Origin of the sequence: Halococcus salsus, assembly GCF_009900715.1 — an archaeon.
GTDB classification, from domain to species: Archaea; Halobacteriota; Halobacteria; order Halobacteriales; family Halococcaceae; genus Halococcus; species Halococcus salsus.
Genome location: NZ_JAAAJC010000017.1, coordinates 1 through 16,297, shown reverse-complemented (window position 1 = coordinate 16,297; position 16,297 = coordinate 1). Strand labels below are relative to the sequence as shown.

The window sequence follows — 16,297 nt, the reverse complement described above, 5'->3', positions numbered from 1 at the left end:
GCCATCAGGCCGTTGGTTACCGATGTTGATTGATTCATCTCACTATATCTCGTCGTTCTGCTTCGGTTTTCGTGCGGTAGCGATGAAAATCGTTCCACCGTTGAATGTGGCTACCGTCGTTGATCCGAATCGGCTGGCGAGCGCTGTTGGGATGTTTTCCTCGGGAAACCAGTTCGTCGTGTACTTCGAGAGAGGGACGATCACGGGGTTGAGAATCGTCCACGGGAACTCTTGAAATGGCTGCGCGTCGAGGACGACAATCCGACCGCCGGGACGCAGCGCTCGGTACGCCGTGTCGACCGCGTCTGCTGGATTCGGCATGGCACTCAGCGTCATTGCAGCATAGACCGCATCGAACGCCCCGTCATCGGCTCCGAGACGCCCTGAATCACCATGTACTAGATGAACGTTCCTCCAGCCTGCCTGCCGAACCCGTTCGGCGGCGCGCTCCACCATTCCGTGGCTGTAGTCCACGCCGACTACAGCTCCCTGGCTCCCCACACGAGTGCGAAGCGCTTCGAAGGAGTTGCCCAGACCACAGCCGAGTTCCAGTACGCGCTCGCCGGAGTCGAGCGCAAGCGACTTCACCGCCCGCTCGCGGAGTTCGGTCTCACGACCGAGGAAGGCGACATCGTACAGTCGGTTGAACAGGCGTTCGTGACGACTCCACCAGTCGTAGATCGACCGACCGCGCTCGCTCACGAGAGGTCTACTCCGCGGAGTCGGCGGGCGTTGATGGCGACGATAATCGTCGACAGCGACATGAATACTGCGCCCACTGCGGGCGAAAGCAGGATACCGATCGGTGCGAGTACCCCCGCGGCGAGCGGGAGCGCGAAGACGTTGTAGCCGGTCGCCCAGACGAGATTCTCCTGCATCTTCCGGTAGCTCGCCTTCGAGAGGCGCACGAGCCGCATCACGTCGAGCGGGTTGTTCTCGACGAGGATGATGTCGCCAGATTCAATGGCCACGTCAGTACCGGAGCCGATGGCGATACCGACATCGGCCCGCGTCAACGCGGGTGCATCGTTGACTCCATCGCCGACCATTGCAACGAGCTTTCCCTCCTCTTGCAGCTGCGTGACCATTTGATCCTTCTCCTCGGGAAGCACCTCAGCGAAGTACTGGTCGATGTCTAACTCTTCGGAAACCGCGGCCGCGACGTCCTCGGAATCGCCGGTGATCATCGCCACCTCGATGTCCATATCATGGAGCGCTCGGATCGTTTGGTGGCTCTCCTCGCGGATGACGTCCGCGAGTGCGAACGCGGCGACCACATCGGTTTCCTCGCGGACGAGATAGATGACCGTCTGTGCGTTCGCGCCGGCTTCTTCGGCGAACGACGTGATGGATTCGGACCGCTCGATGTCGAATTTTCTGAGGAGGTTCGGTCCGCCGAGATGCACAGTCGTCCCATCCACGGTAGCGCGGACGCCGAGACCACGGAGGTTCTCGAACTCCGAGACCTGCGGACGGTCGACGTCGCGCTCGTCGGCCGCGTTCCGGATGGCACGGGCGATCATGTGCTCGGAGTCGCCCTCGACGGCCGCAGCCACGCCAAACGCCCGTGCTTCGTCCCAGTCTTCAGCCGTCTCGACGCCGACGACGCCCTGCTCACCCTTGGTGAGCGTCCCAGTTTTATCGAACATCACTGTATCGAGATTCCGGGACTCTTCCATGGCAATGCGGTCGCGGATGAGCATCCCGTTCTGGGCCGCGGTCGAGGTGTTGATTGCAACTACGAGTGGGACCGCGAGTCCAAGCGCGTGCGGACACGCGATGACGAGGACGGTGACGACACGTTCGAGGACCATGATGTTGAAGCCAGTTGCGATGACCCAGCCGACCAGCGTGAGAGCCGCAACACCCAACGCGACGTAGAACAGCCAGCCCGCCGCCTGGTCGGCGAGCAACTGCGTCCGGGATTTCGACTGCTGAGCTTCATCGACGAGACGCATGATACCCGCCAGCGTCGTCTCCTCACCCGTCGTGGTCACCCGCACACGGAGGCTGCCGTCCTGGTTGACCGTCCCGGCGACGACTTCGCTACCAGGATCTTTGTCGACCGGACGGGACTCGCCGGTTATCATCGACTCGTCGACCGATGACTCGCCCTCGATGACTTCGCCGTCGGCAGGGACGCTCGCGCCCGGACGGACGAGCACGACGTCGTCCTCGGTCAACTCATCAATCGGAACTTCCTCGGTGTCGCCGCCCTCGGTGACGCGCTCTGCGGTGTCGGGCATGAGCTTTGCGAGCTCGTCAAGTGCACCCGAGGCCTGCCGGACCGAGCGCATCTCCATCCAGTGGCCCAGCAGCATGATGTCGATCAGCGTTACGAGCTCCCAGAAAAACGGCGTCGTCCCCGGAAGGACGAGGCTCGCCAGCGAGTAGACGAACGCGACGGTGATCGCCAGCGAGATGAGCATCATCATGCCCGGCTCGCGGTTTTCGAGCTCCGTCCGCGCCATCGAGAGGAACGGCACGCCCCCATACGCGAAGACGACTACCGAGAGAATCGGCGTTATCCATTCACTGCCGGGGAAGACAGGTGCGGTGTAGTTGAAGATATCCTGGATGAATTCGCTGAAGACGATGACTGGAATCGAGAGAGCCAGCGATATCCAGAAGCGTCGGCGGAACATCTCCTCGTGACCTGAGTGGTCCGTCTGAGCGATGTCATCGCCGCTATCGCCGGGCCGGTGGGTCGGCGGTGTGTCGGTGGTTGCAGGTTCGTTTCCTCGTTCGGTTTCGTCACGTATCGAATGTTCGCTCATAGTAGTGTAGTGTCCTGTTTTCGTGTTCAGCCGGTGTATTCGATGATACGTCCCATACCGCCGTCGAGATGGTAGATGTTGTGACAGTGGAACAGCCACTCGCCAGGATTGTCCGCGAGGAAGTCAATCGTGACCCGGCCCATGTGGCCCGGCACCATCACCGTGTCCTTGAGCACGTCGCCGACGTGGAAGAAGTGTCCGTGGAGATGCATTGGGTGAGCGACTGGACTTCGATTGTTCAGCCGTATCCGAACGTGCTCGCCAGCCTTCACGGCAAACGGGTCCGCGTCGGGGAATCGCTGGCCGTTGATGAGCCACGTTCCCGGACCGCGGCCTGCCGAGAGGGTGACATCGAACGTCCGGTCCGGTGACCCCTGTAGCCCCTCGATGGATTCAACCGCGTGAAGGTCGCCGTAGCCGAGCTGATTGCCATCGAACGACGGTTTGCGTGGAGTGCCGGTAGCACCCTCGTAGCGCAGCGTCGCCGTGGCCGGTTGTTCGTCGCCATCGACCGACCGGGCCTCGATGGCCCACGCTCCGGGATTGTTCGCTTCGACGACTGCATCGTAGCGCTCGCCGGGACCGAAGGCGAACGAGTCGGTCGTGACGGGTTCGACGGGCTGGCCATCGGCGTGGGTGATGTTCAGTCGATGGCCACCGAGACCGACGCGAAACGTCGTCGCCCCGCTGGCGTTGATGAATCGGACTCGGAGCCATTCGCCCTTTTCGATGGTGAACTCCGATGGATTCGACGGAAGACGGCCGTTTGCGAGCAGGCCCGCGTAGTCCGGACGTGAGGCCATGTTCAGACCACCGTCCATCTGATTGCGACCCATACCTCCACCCATTCCACCACCCATACCGCCTCCGCCCTGAACGGCCCATTCGGATTCCGGCTGCGGGGCACCCCGCAGGTAATCGTTGAAGATCACGACGATGTCGCGGTCGAACGCAACGTGTGGCGACTCCTCCTCGACGATGAGCGGGCCGATGAGGTGGCGGTCGAGCTGTAGCCCAATATGACTGTGATAGAAATACGTCCCGGCCGGGACCGCTTCGAAGGTGTAGGTGAACGTGCCGTCGGGTTCGACGGGCGCTTGCGTGACGTTCGGCACGCCGTCCATCGGGTTGGCGAGCGGAATCCCGTGCCAGTGTATCGTCGTTGGGTCGGGCAGCTGGTTTTCGAGGCTGACCTGAAGCACGTCGCCCTCGGCGACCCGCAGTTCCGGTCCGGGCGTCTGTCCGTCGTAGAGCCATGCGGGATTCGAGCGTTCGGTTCCGTTGGGCGAAATCGGGCCGGTCGTGGCAGTGAGCGTTCGCTGCTGATCAGCGTTTTTCGGGACGGTCGGTGACTGCGAGGTGGCTGCTTCGGGCGATGGCTCGGCGCTTGCTGGGGCCGAAGCCACGGTCGGCGTGGACGAATCGGTGCTCGACGACGAAGACGAACAGCCGGCAAGCATGCTAAGAGACGCGCCCCCGGTGGCTGCGAGCAGCTCTCGTCGAGAGATATCCAGGTTCATATAATTGGAGTCAGTCGCTTTCGAGTTTCTCCCGGCGAGTTTCGAACTCCTCGTCGGAGAGGTCGCCGCGTGCGTAGGCGCTCCGGAGTTCCTCCAGCGCAGTATCACGCGAGTCGGTGTGGCCGGCTACGCGACGGACGAGGAGATAGCCGGCTCCGAGAACCACGAGAAGCACGACGAGCGGGACGAGAAGCCCGACGAGTCCGGCGTTCCCGCCCGCGCCATAGCCGTACATCCCACCCATCATCGGCATTGCGAATCCCATCATGAGCATCGGAGCCAACACGAGGATGGCGAGACCGACCAGTAGTATCGTCGCAAGGTCCGTCCGAGTAGAGTTGGCCATCGCCTCACGCCTCCTCGCCAACGGTTTCAAGGACGCGCTCGAAGCGCTCGTAGACTTCTTCGGCGATGGAATCAAGCGCGGGGTTGTCGGTGATGCCGACGAGCTGTCCGGGATCGACCGCGCTCACGGTCACACTGTCGTCGGATTCGTAGACGATGACGTTGCATGGCAGGAGCGCACCCAGTTCGGGTTCTTCGTCGAGACCTTCGTGGGCGAGCTGTGGGTTACATGCACCGAGGATGCGGTACTGTCGAGTGTCGACGTCGAGTTTCTGTTTGAGCGTCTCACGGACATCGATATCGCTGAGGACACCGAATCCTTCGTCTTCAAGTGCATCAGTTGTCGCGGCCACTGCTTCGTCGAGCGATTCGTCGGCGGTCGTGGTGAGCGTGTACGTCATAGGCTTGGTTGTGTGTAGTAGTGTGTCTTCTACACTATATTGTCCCTTGGATTTCTTTTGTGCGGTGGAATAGGGTGGAATGCTCACACCGAGGCTTCGTAACCCGTGTCTTCGACTGCTCGGACGATGGCGTCGCTGTCAGGGTCACCCTCAATTGTGGCGTTTTCCGCCTCGTGATCCGCACGGACATCCGAGACGCCGGAGATGCCCTGAAGTGCCTCCTCGACAGTCTGTTCACAGTGCTCGCAGCTCATTCCTTCGACTGTGATTGTCGTCGTCATACAGGTAATCCTATGCCCGCCTGATTTATTCCGATTTCTGCTTCGATAGTGGTGGTTTGATGACCCGGAAGCTGTTGGTTCCAAAGTGGATATTCGGAAGAGCATTTAGTGGTTGATGCCGTCAGTAACAGTATGCGCGATCTCGATGAAACGGACCTCGAAATCCTCGACCTGTTGCTGAGCGATGCACGTCAGCCGTGGAGCGAAATCGCCGAGGTGGTTGATCTGTCGCCACCGGCTGTCTCAGAGCGTGTCAAGCGGCTACAGGAGATAGGCATCATCCGTCGCTTTACCGTCGATGTCGACCGGTCACAGCTTTACGAGGGCGTTCCCATTCTCCTGAAGCTCACGGTTAAATCGGAACGGTTCGAATCCGTCCGTGCAGAGCTTCTCGAAGCCGAAGCAGTCGAATACGTGTTCACGACCGCCGAACACGATCTCCTCTGCTACGCACTCGTTGTCGATGGCGATGTCCCAACGTGGCTTGCAGAGATACTCGACGTACGGAGCATCAAGGACTACGACGTACAGCTTCTGACGGGTGTCAAATGGACGCCCACCCTCAGGGAAACGAAGTTCGCTCTGACGTGTGCTGAGTGCGGCAATACCGTCACCCGTGAAGGGACTGCCGCCCGTATCGGCGACGAACTCCACCAGTTCTGCTGTTCCTCGTGTGAAGCCCGGTTTGAAGAGCAGTACGAACGGATGGAAGAGGAAGCAACAGGGTAGATTGACTCTCATCGCAACCACTTTCGAACCATAAGTCTGCACAGGCCTGAGCCTTGAGTATCATAAGAACAACCGCATTAAACGAGCATCACGTAGTTACTGGTGATGAGTCACCGAAAAACACAACTCGACATACAGGGCATGGGTTGTGCGAACTGTTCGCAAACAATCACTCAGGCCCTCACCGACCTCGACGGGGTGAGCGAGGCGAACATCAACTTCGCCACCGACGAGGGAACTGTCGAATACGACCCGGAAGCAACGTCACTCGCGGCGATCTACACGGCAATCGACGACGCCGGGTACAGCGCACTGAGCACGTCAGCCTCCATTGGCATTACGGATATGACGTGTGCAAACTGCGCCGAGACCAACGAGGAAGCGCTCGAAGACGTTCCTGGCGTGATTTCGGCGGAAGTCAACTACGCGACCGACGAGGCGAACGTCGAGTACAACCCCGCCGAAACCGACTGCGAGCAGCTCTACGATGCGATTGAGAGCGCTGGCTACTCACCCGTGCGCGACGACGGGAGTGGGGACTCCGAGCAGGACCAGCGCGACGCCGCACGGAACGAAGAGATCCGCCACCAACTTCGGCTGACGCTGTTCGGCGCAGCACTCTCGCTCCCGATGCTCGCGTTCCTCATCGAGAAATTCATTTTGGGCGGCGGGGCGCTCCCCGAGACGATTTTCGGCATTGAGTTCGGCTGGGTCGAGTTCCTACTTGCGACGCCCGTGCAGGCTGTCCTCGGCTGGCCGTTCTACAAGAACTCGTACAAGGCGCTCGTGAAAAACCGCTCGGCGAACATGGACGTGTTGATTGCGCTCGGCTCGACGACCGCGTACCTCTACTCGGTCGTGGTCCTGTTAGGCCTGCTCGCGGGCGGGCTGTACTTCGACACCGCCGCGCTGATCCTCGTGTTCATCACGCTCGGCAACTACCTCGAAGCCCGCTCGAAGGGACAGGCTAGCGAGGCACTCCAGCAGCTCTTGGAGATGGAGGCCGACACCGCAACCGTCGTCGATGAGGATGGAAATGAAGAGGAAGTCCCTCTCGATGAGGTCGATGTCGGCGACTGGATGAAGATCCGGCCGGGTGAGCAGATTCCGACCGACGGCGTGGTGGTCGACGGCCAGTCGGCAGTCGACGAGTCGATGGTCACCGGCGAGTCGGTGCCCGTCGAAAAGGAGGAAGGTGACGAAGTCGTGGGTTCGACCATCAACGAGAATGGTGTCCTCACTGTTGAAGCGACCAAGGTCGGCGCGGACACGGCGCTCCAGCAGATCGTCCAGACTGTGAAGGAAGCTCAGTCTCGCCAGCCCGACATTCAGAATCTCGCCGACCGCATCTCGTCGTATTTCGTGCCTATCGTGATAGCGAACGCGCTGCTGTGGGGTCTCGTCTGGTATCTGTTCCCCGAAGCACTCGCAGGATTCGTCGGCGCACTGCCGCTGTGGGGACTCGTCGCGGGCGGACCGGCAGTGGCTGGCGGTACGGTCTCGATCTTCGAGTTCGCTGTGGTCGTCTTCGCCTCCGCCGTGCTCATCGCCTGCCCCTGTGCGCTCGGGCTGGCGACGCCGGCGGCGACAATGGTCGGGACATCTATCGGTGCCCAGACAGGCGTGCTGTTCAAGGGTGGTGACATCCTCGAACGCGCCAAGGACGTCGACACGGTAGTGTTCGACAAAACGGGGACACTCACTGAAGGTGAAATGGAACTGACCGACGTCGTTCCGCTCGACAGCACTCGCACCGCCACTGACGGTGGCGACGCTGAGACGGCAGCCGACGGTGGTACACAGGCGATCAGAGGAGAGGCAGAACCGGGAGCTGAAACGGAAATCAACGAGGAGACCGTACTCCACGCTGCGGCGAGTGCCGAAGCTGGCAGCGAGCACCCGCTCGCGCAGGCCATCGTTGAGGGCGCTGAAGAGCGCGGCATCGACCTCACTGACCCCGAGAACTTCGAGAACGTTCCCGGCCACGGAGTCCGTGCGACGGTCGACGGCGAGGAAGTGCTCGTCGGCAACCGCAAACTCATGCGCGACAATGACATCGATCCATCGGCCGCCGAGGACGAACTCGAACGGCTCGAAGGTGAGGGCAAGACCGCGATGTTGGTTGCTAGCAACGATACTCTGCTGGGGCTGGTGGCTGACGCCGATACGGTTAAAGAGAGCGCGAAAGAGGCCGTTGCGGCGCTCCACGAACGGGATCTCGCGGTCCATATGATCACCGGCGACAACGAGCGGACGGCCAGAGCGGTCGCCGAAGAGGTGGGGATCGACCCCGACAACGTTCGCGCGGAGGTTCTTCCCGAGGATAAATCCGATGCGCTCGACGCCATCCAGCAGGACGGTCGGAGGGCGATGATGGTCGGCGACGGCGTCAACGACGCGCCCGCGCTCGCAACCGCCTACGTGGGCACCGCCATCGGCTCCGGTACTGATGTCGCTATCGAGGCCGCCGACGTCACGCTGATGCGCGACGATCCCCTCGACGTGGTGAAGGCCATCCGCATCTCCGACGGCACGCTCCAGAAGATCAAGCAAAACCTCTTCTGGGCGCTCGGCTACAACACGGCGATGATTCCGCTCGCCTCGCTGGGATTGCTCCAACCGGTGTTGGCCGCGGCCGCGATGGCCTTTTCGAGCGTCTCGGTGCTCTCGAACAGCCTGCTGTTCCGGCGGTATACCCCCGACCACGACTACAAGCTGCTCGGATTCCTCCGCTAACGAAGCGGAAGCCTTCTCTCTATGACCAGTCTCACACATCAAATGATCAGAATACATCTGAAGTAACAAGGATACAGTAAGCCAACCGATCTCAAGGCTTGTTCCAATCGATGGGATAGACGTCGAACCCATCTTCGAGTAATCGGCAGACGACGCTCTTGTCTGGCTGTAAGTCGGGGAATGTAGGGACCAGTAATTTTTATGATATCGTGGACAGCACTGCGATCAATGACTGACTCTCGGAGCCGTTCGCCCCCTCGCGCGTGGCCGTCGTCGCGGTGTTCGACCAACCGCGGGAATCTGGATTATGTTGGTCCTGCCGATGCTCGATATCGGACTGTTTCAGGACCCGCTGTTCGTCCAGTCCAGCTACGAGTTGCGGATGAAGCTCTTTCCCGGGCATCATCCCTTCGCGTAATCGTCGATACCGGTTTTACACCGATGTCAATACGTTAGTCCCCACGGCTGGGCGGTTGGCTACCTTCTCCTCGCTATCTTCCTTGTAGTGGGCGTGTTCTACCGGCGAACACGCTTGGAACGATAGTTGGTCACTACGCTCCGTTTATCCCAACAGATACCGGAGCCACGGATTGGATTCAACCACGCTAAGCTGTTCGAGATAGGAATCGAGGCCCAGAATCCGCCCGGCACCGAACGCGCCCAAGCCGAACAACAGGACCGCATACACGAGGTGGTCGTCGACGACCCAGCCGTTGGCGAGCGGGAGTCCGGCCAGCAGACCACCCTCAAGGCTAGCCGCCCAATAAAACAGCATCATCACCGCGCCCCAGAACGCACTCCATCGGACGAACGCACCGAGGATGAGCGCGAGTCCGGTCAGCGTGAGACCCCACATGTTCAACAGGTCGATGAGGGGACTGCCAGCCATATCGACCCACGCACCCATCAGTGGATTGCCCTCCGGGACTGCACCCGTCAAGAACCCAGCCGCAGTCCAGTTGTTTGCTGGATCATCATCGAGATACGTGATGAGTTTGGTAATCCCGCCCTGAAAGAGCGTCCATCCCATCATGATTCGAAGCAGGAACAACGAGTAGCCGATCCATCGTTCGGAATAGTCAAATCTCACCGACCGATTCAATATCTCCGTTTCGAGCGTATTCGTCGTCGACATGATACAGTATCTACTGACACGTCGATGCTTTATTGCGATTATGGCTTTCACAGTTCCGGTAATATCACCGACAACCTTCGAACTAAAGCAGGGGTCATAGAACCATGAAAATCCAGCTGAAACCGAGATAGAGGAAATCTACGGCTCAAATTGATATTCGTGATTATTACTGTTCATATCAATATAGTGTCAGTTGTTTGTCCGCTCTCAATACGACGAAATCCGCCTTCAAATAGAGAGAATCAATAGTGTACTGCTTTTATTCCGTCCGCAGACGCCAATAATTCTCTTCTATACTGCCGTCGGGTCCGGTTGATAGTGTCTTCCAATTCCGCAATATAGCGCCTCTCTTTCTTCGGTTTCTGAGCAACAATCGACAAAAATGATGCCCACCTCATTCGAACTATGCCGACAACACTCGTCGATGGAGTTCTCGAATCACTCCGCATCGGCGTTGGGTTCTTGTGGGTCGCTGCGTGGGCAATCATCATGGGGCTGGTCATCACCAGCCTCGTCCAAGTGTACGTCTCCAAAGAGCGTATGGCGAAGGTTCTCGGTGAGGGAGACCTCTCCGGTCTCACGAAAGCGACGCTGTTCGGTGCCGCGAGTAGTGGCTGTAGTTTCGGCGCTGTCGCCATCGGCAAAGGGCTATTCAAAAAGGGTGCTCACGTTGTGAACTTCCTCGCGTTCATGTTCGCTTCGACGAATCTCATCGTCGAGCTGGGTTTGATGATCCTGCTACTGCTCGGCTGGGAGTTCCTCGTCGCCGAACTCCTCGGCGGGATCATCCTCATCGCCGTCATGGCGCTGCTCGTTCATCTGACGCTCCCTGAAAATCTCTTCGAGGACGTGCGAGCGGAACTCACCCAGCGTGATAGAGAACAGGGTGTCACCGAAGACCCGACCTGTGGGATGGAAGGCAAAGACGAGTATTCGCTCGTCACCGACGGGGGCCAGACAGTGAAATTCTGTTCAGCGGGCTGCATGGAGACCTACGAACAGGAGATGGCCAGCAGCGGTGGCTGGCGCGACGAACTGCTCTCATGGGGCGGCTGGTACAAGATCGGTAACCAGTATCGTAAGGAGTGGTCGATGATCTGGACCGACGTCATCGCGGGCTTTCTCATCTCCGGGTTCGTCATCGTGTTCATCCCGCAGTGGGTCTGGAACGCGCTATTCTTACAGGGCGACGGGCTGCTCGTCAGTGCTGAAAACGCGATCATGGGCGTTGCAATCGCCGTCATCAGCTTCGTCGGCAGCATGGGCAACGTCCCGTTCGCCGTCGCGCTCTGGGGCGGCGGCGTCAGCTTCGCCGGCGTTATCGCGTTCGTTTACGCCGACCTCATCACGATTCCTGTGCTGAACGTCTATCGGAAGTACTACGGTTGGAAAGTGATGACCTACATCCTCGGCGTGTTCTTCGTAACGATGGCCTTTTCGGGATTTCTCATGGAAGAGCTGTTCGACGTTCTCGGCATCGTTCCGAACCTCGCCGGCGGCCAGACCGCAACCGAACAGACGTACTTCGAACTCAACTACACGTTCTATCTCAACCTCATCGCGTTTGCGCTCTCGGGATTTCTCTTCTACGTTTATCGGCGGGGTCTCGGTGCTCCGGGCCAGTACCGGGATCCAGTCTGTGGGATGCGGACCGACGAGGACGGTCCAACCGTCACTCACGATGATGAGACGTACCACTTCTGTTCGGAGAGTTGCAAGCGTGTATTCACTAACGATCCCGACGGCTACTCCGACGTTCACCCGATTGCCTCTCCGACTAGCGGACAGGCTCACGACCATGACTAAACACAGTAAACCGAACTCTGTCCAAATGGACGCCATCCTGAAGTGGTGCGTCATCCACGGGGGGAGTGAATACCGTGATTGAGCGCCTCCTGCACGCGTTCGGATACGCCCTCGCCTACGGATTGTTCTTCAGAGCGGAGACCCCCGAAACCGTCGTGCGTCGGTTGCGGCTCGCCTATCGACTCGTTGGCGTCCGTATCGAGCAAACAGCGAGCATCAACGGTATGGAACGAACTGTCTTTCGTTGCCCGTACCGGAGCCTCTTGGCCGGCCGCTACGGCGAGAAGTGGGTCTGTCACGAAAAGCTGGACCGCGTCGACGATGGCTACGTCACATACCTCAAACGACACAAGGGAATCGATTACAACCGACCGCGGAGTTGTGAGCAGCTGACAGGCTGTGAGGATTCCACGTGCTGTTTTTCGGAAGTATCGGAACCCGAGGTGAAAGAGAGTGGGCCGTGATGACGGTCAAACGCGCATCGCCGACCAGTTCTCGTCTCTGGGAGAGCGTGCTGCCATTTGGAAGGCGTTCGCCCTGTTTTTACCGACTAACCAATTCCTGAACGTCGGCTATTCCGAGTGGTATCAGCCGCATTTCGTCGGATTGAGCCAGCGTCGACTCGCCGAACGAATCGGTTCCGACATCGCTGCTCGGCTCGGGTCGACGGACGGTGTCTCTCTGCTGGATATCGGCTGTGGACGGGGTGGTCCCACCCTCCATCTCGCCACCGAGCACGGATTTGTGACCACGGGTATCGACCTCGTTCCGTGCAACGTCTCGATGGCGAGGCGAAACGCGGCGGCAACCGTGGACGCGCAGTTCGTGGTTGGTGACGCGTTGCAGCTTCCATTCGAACGTGACTCGTTCAACGTCTGTACCGCCATCGATTCGCCACCCTACCTCCCAAACAAGCGTGAATTTCTCACGGAGATGGCGAGCGTGACCGTCGAAGACGGTCTCGTTGCCGTTTCGGATTTCGTTCGACCCGAATCGTTGTCACAGGAGGCGCGCGATACCGTCGATACGTTCGCGGATGCGTGGGATCTGGCTCCGATAGCGACGCTCGAACAGTACAAGAGAGCTATCGCTGTGAGCGGCCTCCACCTCGATGCGGCAGTCGACATCAGTCCCAACAGCATCGCTCGATTCCAGAAGTGGACGGGATTGTACCTGTCTCTGGCTCGGCGTGGTCTGCTGAAACCAGTCGAGCGGTTTCTGGATCGACGTAATATCGACTGCGACGCGATCACTGAGCAGGTATCTACTACTCATCCAGCACTTCCGTTATTGCGGCACGTCATCATCTATGCGCGAGCGTGACTGAGATTCGACTCCTCACCATCACACTCAAAAGTTGAGCTGGCAGATCTGTCATGAAGTGGTAGAGTGAAACCAATTTCAGTTGTCTAAATTTCGGATGAGAGTGTGCATGACGAATCTACCTAGCCGACCTCAGATGTAAACGCTCTCCGTACAGATTCTTCACGCTCGATAGAGAGATCGAATGCCGCGATATCTTGCTCGACAGTATTCGGTGTATCGATTTCCTCGTTCGTCTTTGTGTCATCCGATGTGTTGAGAACCCGTTGTCCGCTCTCAGTGAGATCGTACTCTTCCTGCCTGATACCGCGAACGAGGTCGTTTTCCGCCATCTGATCGAGTCGTTGGGTAAGAATGGCGGAATCAAACCCGGTTGCTGAAGCGATGTTCTCGACGGTATTCTTCCCTCTTTGAATCTGAGTGAGGATATCCTCGTCTTCATCGGAGAGCGTAATCGTTCCCATCTGGGAAGATACAGTCGCTATCCATTTGAGTAACCGCCTACCTTTCAGATATCCAGGGTATATGGATAAAATTCGCTTTCTGATTTATCGCTACACGTTGTACAAAGGCAACAGTGAATTATCTTACTTGTATGCTCTACTACCTCCCGACATGCCGTTACTCCTTGACGGCCAGCGTGAATTCGATATTGGATCATTCACTCCTGACATTCTGTATCACTATTTCAATTATATCAAGATGTTCTCTAAGCGTTGACGAATCACTAGTTCGACCCACTTTGCACTGGCGGCTGCACATTCCTTCGTTGCTCATTGCGAAAACAGAATCGTATCATAGCTCAGGATTCATGTTGGTGGTATCTGTGATCAACCGCGAATCGGTTCTTATCGAGAGGGGTCTCATAGAACTCTTCACATACCACAGTAGCAGGCAAAAAGCGCCTGAGAAGCCATCAATATCCCTGCTTTTTAGAAGCACCAGTACCGGGTTCCTTGACCATTGGGCGAAAACATGCCAACTGTTCTATGACATCCTCTTTATGTGGAAAGACAGTCAACTATATCGTGTTTCCTCCTAGAAGTTAACTGCGTGCAGTTCATTAGTGGCTCTGTGTCTGTACTGACCGTAATTGACATTAATAAGGACAATCAGCCTGTGATCGCAAGAGGAGAGGAGATCGCGAAGGGGCTTGGTCAGGAACAGATAATTTTCCACGTCGTCCCTCATACAGGCAATATAGAGAGAGCGACGGAGACTGTTGAAAAAGCCGTAAGAGAGTTCTTTGGAAGCGAAGAGAACGAACCAGCAATAAACATTGCAGAGGAACCGTCGATATGGGAAGAAAATAGTCCTTCAGATCGAGTAGCTAGCCGGATTGTCGACGAGACAGAGCAGGAGAGCGTCAACTATGTTGTCATTGGTTCACGAAAACGTTCTCCGAGTCGAAAGGCAGTCCTCGGGAATGTCACGCAGCAGGTGCTCCTTGATACCTCGGTGCCAGTAGTTGTTGTTGAACAAGATGATGTGAATTGAGTTTGATTTGGGGCTATCAACCCAGCGAGTGATGCCCCAGAATGGGGGAGCCCAATTGCGGTGCATTGTTGGTCAGCTTTCGGGTGAGAATGTTGTTGCAACGCTATAGTGCAGTCCTGCAACACCCCCAGAAGGAGTGCGGATATCGTGTTTCGTGACCATACTGTTACTCCGCTGGCACCCGCTAAATGACTCCGATTCGCTCACCAACTGTACAGCCATCGCTGGGAGATCGAGTTACTTCGTCTCACGAACCTGTTTTTTAGCCGCTCAGAAGTTACCCCACTCGCCCGGAAAATTCGAGGCGTTGGGTAACTCTGACGACCCGGGACAATGGATAGCCACAGAGATCTCCATTGTGAGCTCTCTCTGCAGATAAGACCCCTTATCCTCGCTCAGTTGGGGAAAGATGCGCTTTACGAAGGAGGCTCGCTCGCCGTAGGTACGCCTGGCGACTACTGCTAGTGAGGTCACTGACTGAACACAGCGACCTGCTCGCCGACACCGCTCGGCGTGCACAAGATAACGGTCGCAAGATGGTTCAACTCCGATCTGTATCCACGCGGCCAGTTCAAGTCGATGCCTGATAGCCGTGCAAACCGGCTTTCTACCCGATATACTTATACTCCTGTTCTCGACTTGTCAGATGCTATGATGGACGACTTGACGGCGTTTCAGCGTGACCTGCTCTACATAATAACTGGCCTCGAGAATGGAACGCCACCACACGGCATAGCGATCAAGGACTCTCTCGAAGAGGACTACACGGGTGAGATCCACCACGGCCGTCTTTATCCAAATCTGGATACGCTCGCCGAGATGGGGTTGATCGAAGTCTCCGCCATCGATAAGCGTACCAACGCTTACTCGGTCACTCAACGCGGTCGCTGCGAACTTGGGGCCCGTCGTGAGTGGGAATGTCAGCACGTCGATCTGAGAGATGATTGAATGTCATAATTTCGATTATTGGAGTTGGTGAAATTCTTCGCCCCCTGTCAGTACACACTACCTTGTGTACTATCAGCAGAAAGTCTTCACATGACCGATGTCTATTGCAGAGCCGACACGTTTGAAGCTTGTCCCTCTAGATGATCTCCGTTAGATAGTGACGGAAGTCGAAGGAAAGCGGCCGGCCTAGCGAATTATCGTCGAGCTCAGCTACAAAGCTGAACTCACTCATCGGGGTCTTGCCGAAACGTACAGCGTACAAGAAGACTATCTACACCTGACCTTCCCGACTCGACCGATTCGCCGATGCGCCGGTCAAGGAAGCCGTGATGGAAATGGCGCGCAGTTCACTCACGCCGTGAAAACTTCGCTGCAGACCCCGAAAAAGAACGGATCTCACTTTTGCCCTGCTACTGTAGTCTGATTCGTCCGAGGAAGGTTGACTGCCGGTCAAGCGGATTCTTGCAAGCTGTTTATTCGATATCTTGCTAAAATCAGAAGTACAATATATATTGAGTCCGTACAATCAGGCCGCATTATACATAATAACTTATTGCTATAATCGAAACAAGAGGGTCTGTCCACCATCCAATTTATTCCGTGAAACAGCCAAACGAGGAAGTCCAAGTAACAATTGATTGGTGAGTAGCGGTGTAAGGTACTGTCTAATTAAGAGTGAGCAGGTCGAAGAGCTGGTGATTCATGCCACTCAACGACCTGCTCGGTGAGGAATTCCAGGCGGAAGACACTGACAGTTGGGACCGAGAGCGGGCGGCGAACGCCCGTTCGGGCGTTCGCC

At 57.5% G+C, this 16,297-nt stretch carries 15 protein-coding genes; 7 read left to right on the top strand and 8 right to left on the bottom strand.

Translation table 11 applies throughout. The annotated features are described in order from the left end of the window. Positions 1 to 42: 42 nt before the first annotated feature. The 6 genes from GT355_RS17120 to GT355_RS17095 form a co-directional block, all read right to left on the bottom strand. Positions 43 to 702, bottom strand: coding sequence for a class I SAM-dependent methyltransferase (locus GT355_RS17120; RefSeq protein ID WP_013199549.1), 660 nt, complete (start codon positions 700 to 702; stop codon positions 43 to 45). After that, on the bottom strand, positions 699 to 2,777 hold the full coding sequence (locus GT355_RS17115; protein WP_205250471.1) for a copper-translocating P-type ATPase: 2,079 nt from the start codon (positions 2,775 to 2,777) through the stop codon (positions 699 to 701). Before GT355_RS17115 ends, GT355_RS17120 begins: the two co-directional genes overlap by 4 nt. 26 nt (positions 2,778 to 2,803) lie before the next feature. Next, positions 2,804 to 4,237 carry a multicopper oxidase family protein gene (locus tag GT355_RS17110; protein ID WP_192928050.1) on the bottom strand — a complete coding sequence of 478 codons (1,434 nt, stop codon included), beginning with the start codon at positions 4,235 to 4,237 and terminating at the stop codon, positions 2,804 to 2,806. A gap of 70 nt (positions 4,238 to 4,307) precedes the next feature. Continuing rightward, on the bottom strand, positions 4,308 to 4,643 hold the full coding sequence (locus tag GT355_RS17105) for an SHOCT domain-containing protein (RefSeq protein ID WP_008414038.1): 336 nt from the start codon (positions 4,641 to 4,643) through the stop codon (positions 4,308 to 4,310). Positions 4,644 to 4,647: 4 nt separating this feature from the next. Next, the gene (locus GT355_RS17100) at positions 4,648 to 5,043 is read right to left on the bottom strand and encodes a DUF302 domain-containing protein (RefSeq protein ID WP_008414037.1); all 396 of its coding nucleotides are present in this window, start codon (positions 5,041 to 5,043) and stop codon (positions 4,648 to 4,650) included. An 83-nt stretch (positions 5,044 to 5,126) separates the two neighbouring features. Further along, entirely contained in the window at positions 5,127 to 5,324 is a 198-nt protein-coding gene (locus tag GT355_RS17095; RefSeq protein WP_008414035.1) for a heavy-metal-associated domain-containing protein, read from the bottom strand. A gap of 132 nt (positions 5,325 to 5,456) precedes the next feature. Between GT355_RS17095 and GT355_RS17090 the strand changes: the two genes are divergently transcribed. Together GT355_RS17090 and GT355_RS17085 are read left to right on the top strand one after the other, a co-directional pair. Continuing rightward, positions 5,457 to 6,053, top strand: coding sequence for a winged helix-turn-helix transcriptional regulator (locus GT355_RS17090; RefSeq protein WP_013199553.1), 597 nt, complete (start codon positions 5,457 to 5,459; stop codon positions 6,051 to 6,053). A gap of 105 nt (positions 6,054 to 6,158) precedes the next feature. Further along, entirely contained in the window at positions 6,159 to 8,789 is a 2,631-nt protein-coding gene (locus GT355_RS17085; RefSeq protein WP_160135741.1) for a heavy metal translocating P-type ATPase, read from the top strand. Between the two features lie 562 nt (positions 8,790 to 9,351). On the opposite strand, the gene GT355_RS17080 is transcribed toward GT355_RS17085, so the two are convergent. After that, positions 9,352 to 9,924 (bottom strand): DoxX family protein, encoded by a 573-nt coding sequence (locus tag GT355_RS17080; protein WP_008414028.1) that lies wholly within the window; start codon positions 9,922 to 9,924, stop codon positions 9,352 to 9,354. Between the two features lie 405 nt (positions 9,925 to 10,329). Between GT355_RS17080 and GT355_RS17075 the strand changes: the two genes are divergently transcribed. The 3 genes from GT355_RS17075 (at position 10,330) to GT355_RS17065 (ending at position 13,053) form a co-directional block, all read left to right on the top strand. Beyond that, positions 10,330 to 11,730, top strand: coding sequence for a permease (locus tag GT355_RS17075; protein WP_160135740.1), 1,401 nt, complete (start codon positions 10,330 to 10,332; stop codon positions 11,728 to 11,730). 74 nt (positions 11,731 to 11,804) lie between these two features. Continuing rightward, entirely contained in the window at positions 11,805 to 12,194 is a 390-nt protein-coding gene (locus GT355_RS17070; RefSeq protein ID WP_240145879.1) for a hypothetical protein, read from the top strand. Next, on the top strand, positions 12,184 to 13,053 hold the full coding sequence (locus GT355_RS17065) for a class I SAM-dependent methyltransferase (protein WP_013199556.1): 870 nt from the start codon (positions 12,184 to 12,186) through the stop codon (positions 13,051 to 13,053). Before GT355_RS17070 ends, GT355_RS17065 begins: the two co-directional genes overlap by 11 nt. Before the next feature lie 122 nt (positions 13,054 to 13,175). Here GT355_RS17065 and GT355_RS17060 read toward each other — a convergent pair whose 3' ends face one another. Continuing rightward, positions 13,176 to 13,517, bottom strand: coding sequence for a winged helix-turn-helix domain-containing protein (locus tag GT355_RS17060; protein WP_160135738.1), 342 nt, complete (start codon positions 13,515 to 13,517; stop codon positions 13,176 to 13,178). 610 nt (positions 13,518 to 14,127) lie between these two features. Between GT355_RS17060 and GT355_RS17055 the strand changes: the two genes are divergently transcribed. Both GT355_RS17055 and GT355_RS17045 read left to right on the top strand, forming a co-directional pair. Beyond that, a complete protein-coding gene (locus tag GT355_RS17055; protein ID WP_160135737.1) occupies positions 14,128 to 14,550 on the top strand; it encodes a universal stress protein in 423 nt (140 codons plus the stop codon). A 654-nt stretch (positions 14,551 to 15,204) separates the two neighbouring features. Further along, the gene (locus tag GT355_RS17045) at positions 15,205 to 15,498 is read left to right on the top strand and encodes a helix-turn-helix transcriptional regulator (RefSeq protein WP_160135735.1); all 294 of its coding nucleotides are present in this window, start codon (positions 15,205 to 15,207) and stop codon (positions 15,496 to 15,498) included. The last annotated feature ends 799 nt before the right edge of the window (positions 15,499 to 16,297 follow it).

Bases quoted from the DNA above. Each gene is read 5' to 3' on its own strand.
- GT355_RS17115 (WP_205250471.1), bottom strand. From the start codon at position 2,777: ATGAGCGAACATTCGATACGTGACGAAACCGAACGAGGAAACGAACCT.
- GT355_RS17110 (WP_192928050.1), bottom strand. From the start codon at position 4,237: ATGCTTGCCGGCTGTTCGTCTTCGTCGTCGAGCACCGATTCGTCCACG.
- GT355_RS17105 (WP_008414038.1), bottom strand. From the start codon at position 4,643: ATGGCCAACTCTACTCGGACGGACCTTGCGACGATACTACTGGTCGGT.
- GT355_RS17100 (WP_008414037.1), bottom strand. From the start codon at position 5,043: ATGACGTACACGCTCACCACGACCGCCGACGAATCGCTCGACGAAGCA.
- GT355_RS17095 (WP_008414035.1), bottom strand. From the start codon at position 5,324: ATGACGACGACAATCACAGTCGAAGGAATGAGCTGCGAGCACTGTGAA.
- GT355_RS17090 (WP_013199553.1), top strand. From the start codon at position 5,457: ATGCGCGATCTCGATGAAACGGACCTCGAAATCCTCGACCTGTTGCTG.
- GT355_RS17085 (WP_160135741.1), top strand. From the start codon at position 6,159: ATGAGTCACCGAAAAACACAACTCGACATACAGGGCATGGGTTGTGCG.
- GT355_RS17080 (WP_008414028.1), bottom strand. From the start codon at position 9,924: ATGTCGACGACGAATACGCTCGAAACGGAGATATTGAATCGGTCGGTG.
- GT355_RS17075 (WP_160135740.1), top strand. From the start codon at position 10,330: ATGCCGACAACACTCGTCGATGGAGTTCTCGAATCACTCCGCATCGGC.
- GT355_RS17060 (WP_160135738.1), bottom strand. From the start codon at position 13,517: ATGGGAACGATTACGCTCTCCGATGAAGACGAGGATATCCTCACTCAG.
- GT355_RS17045 (WP_160135735.1), top strand. From the start codon at position 15,205: ATGGACGACTTGACGGCGTTTCAGCGTGACCTGCTCTACATAATAACT.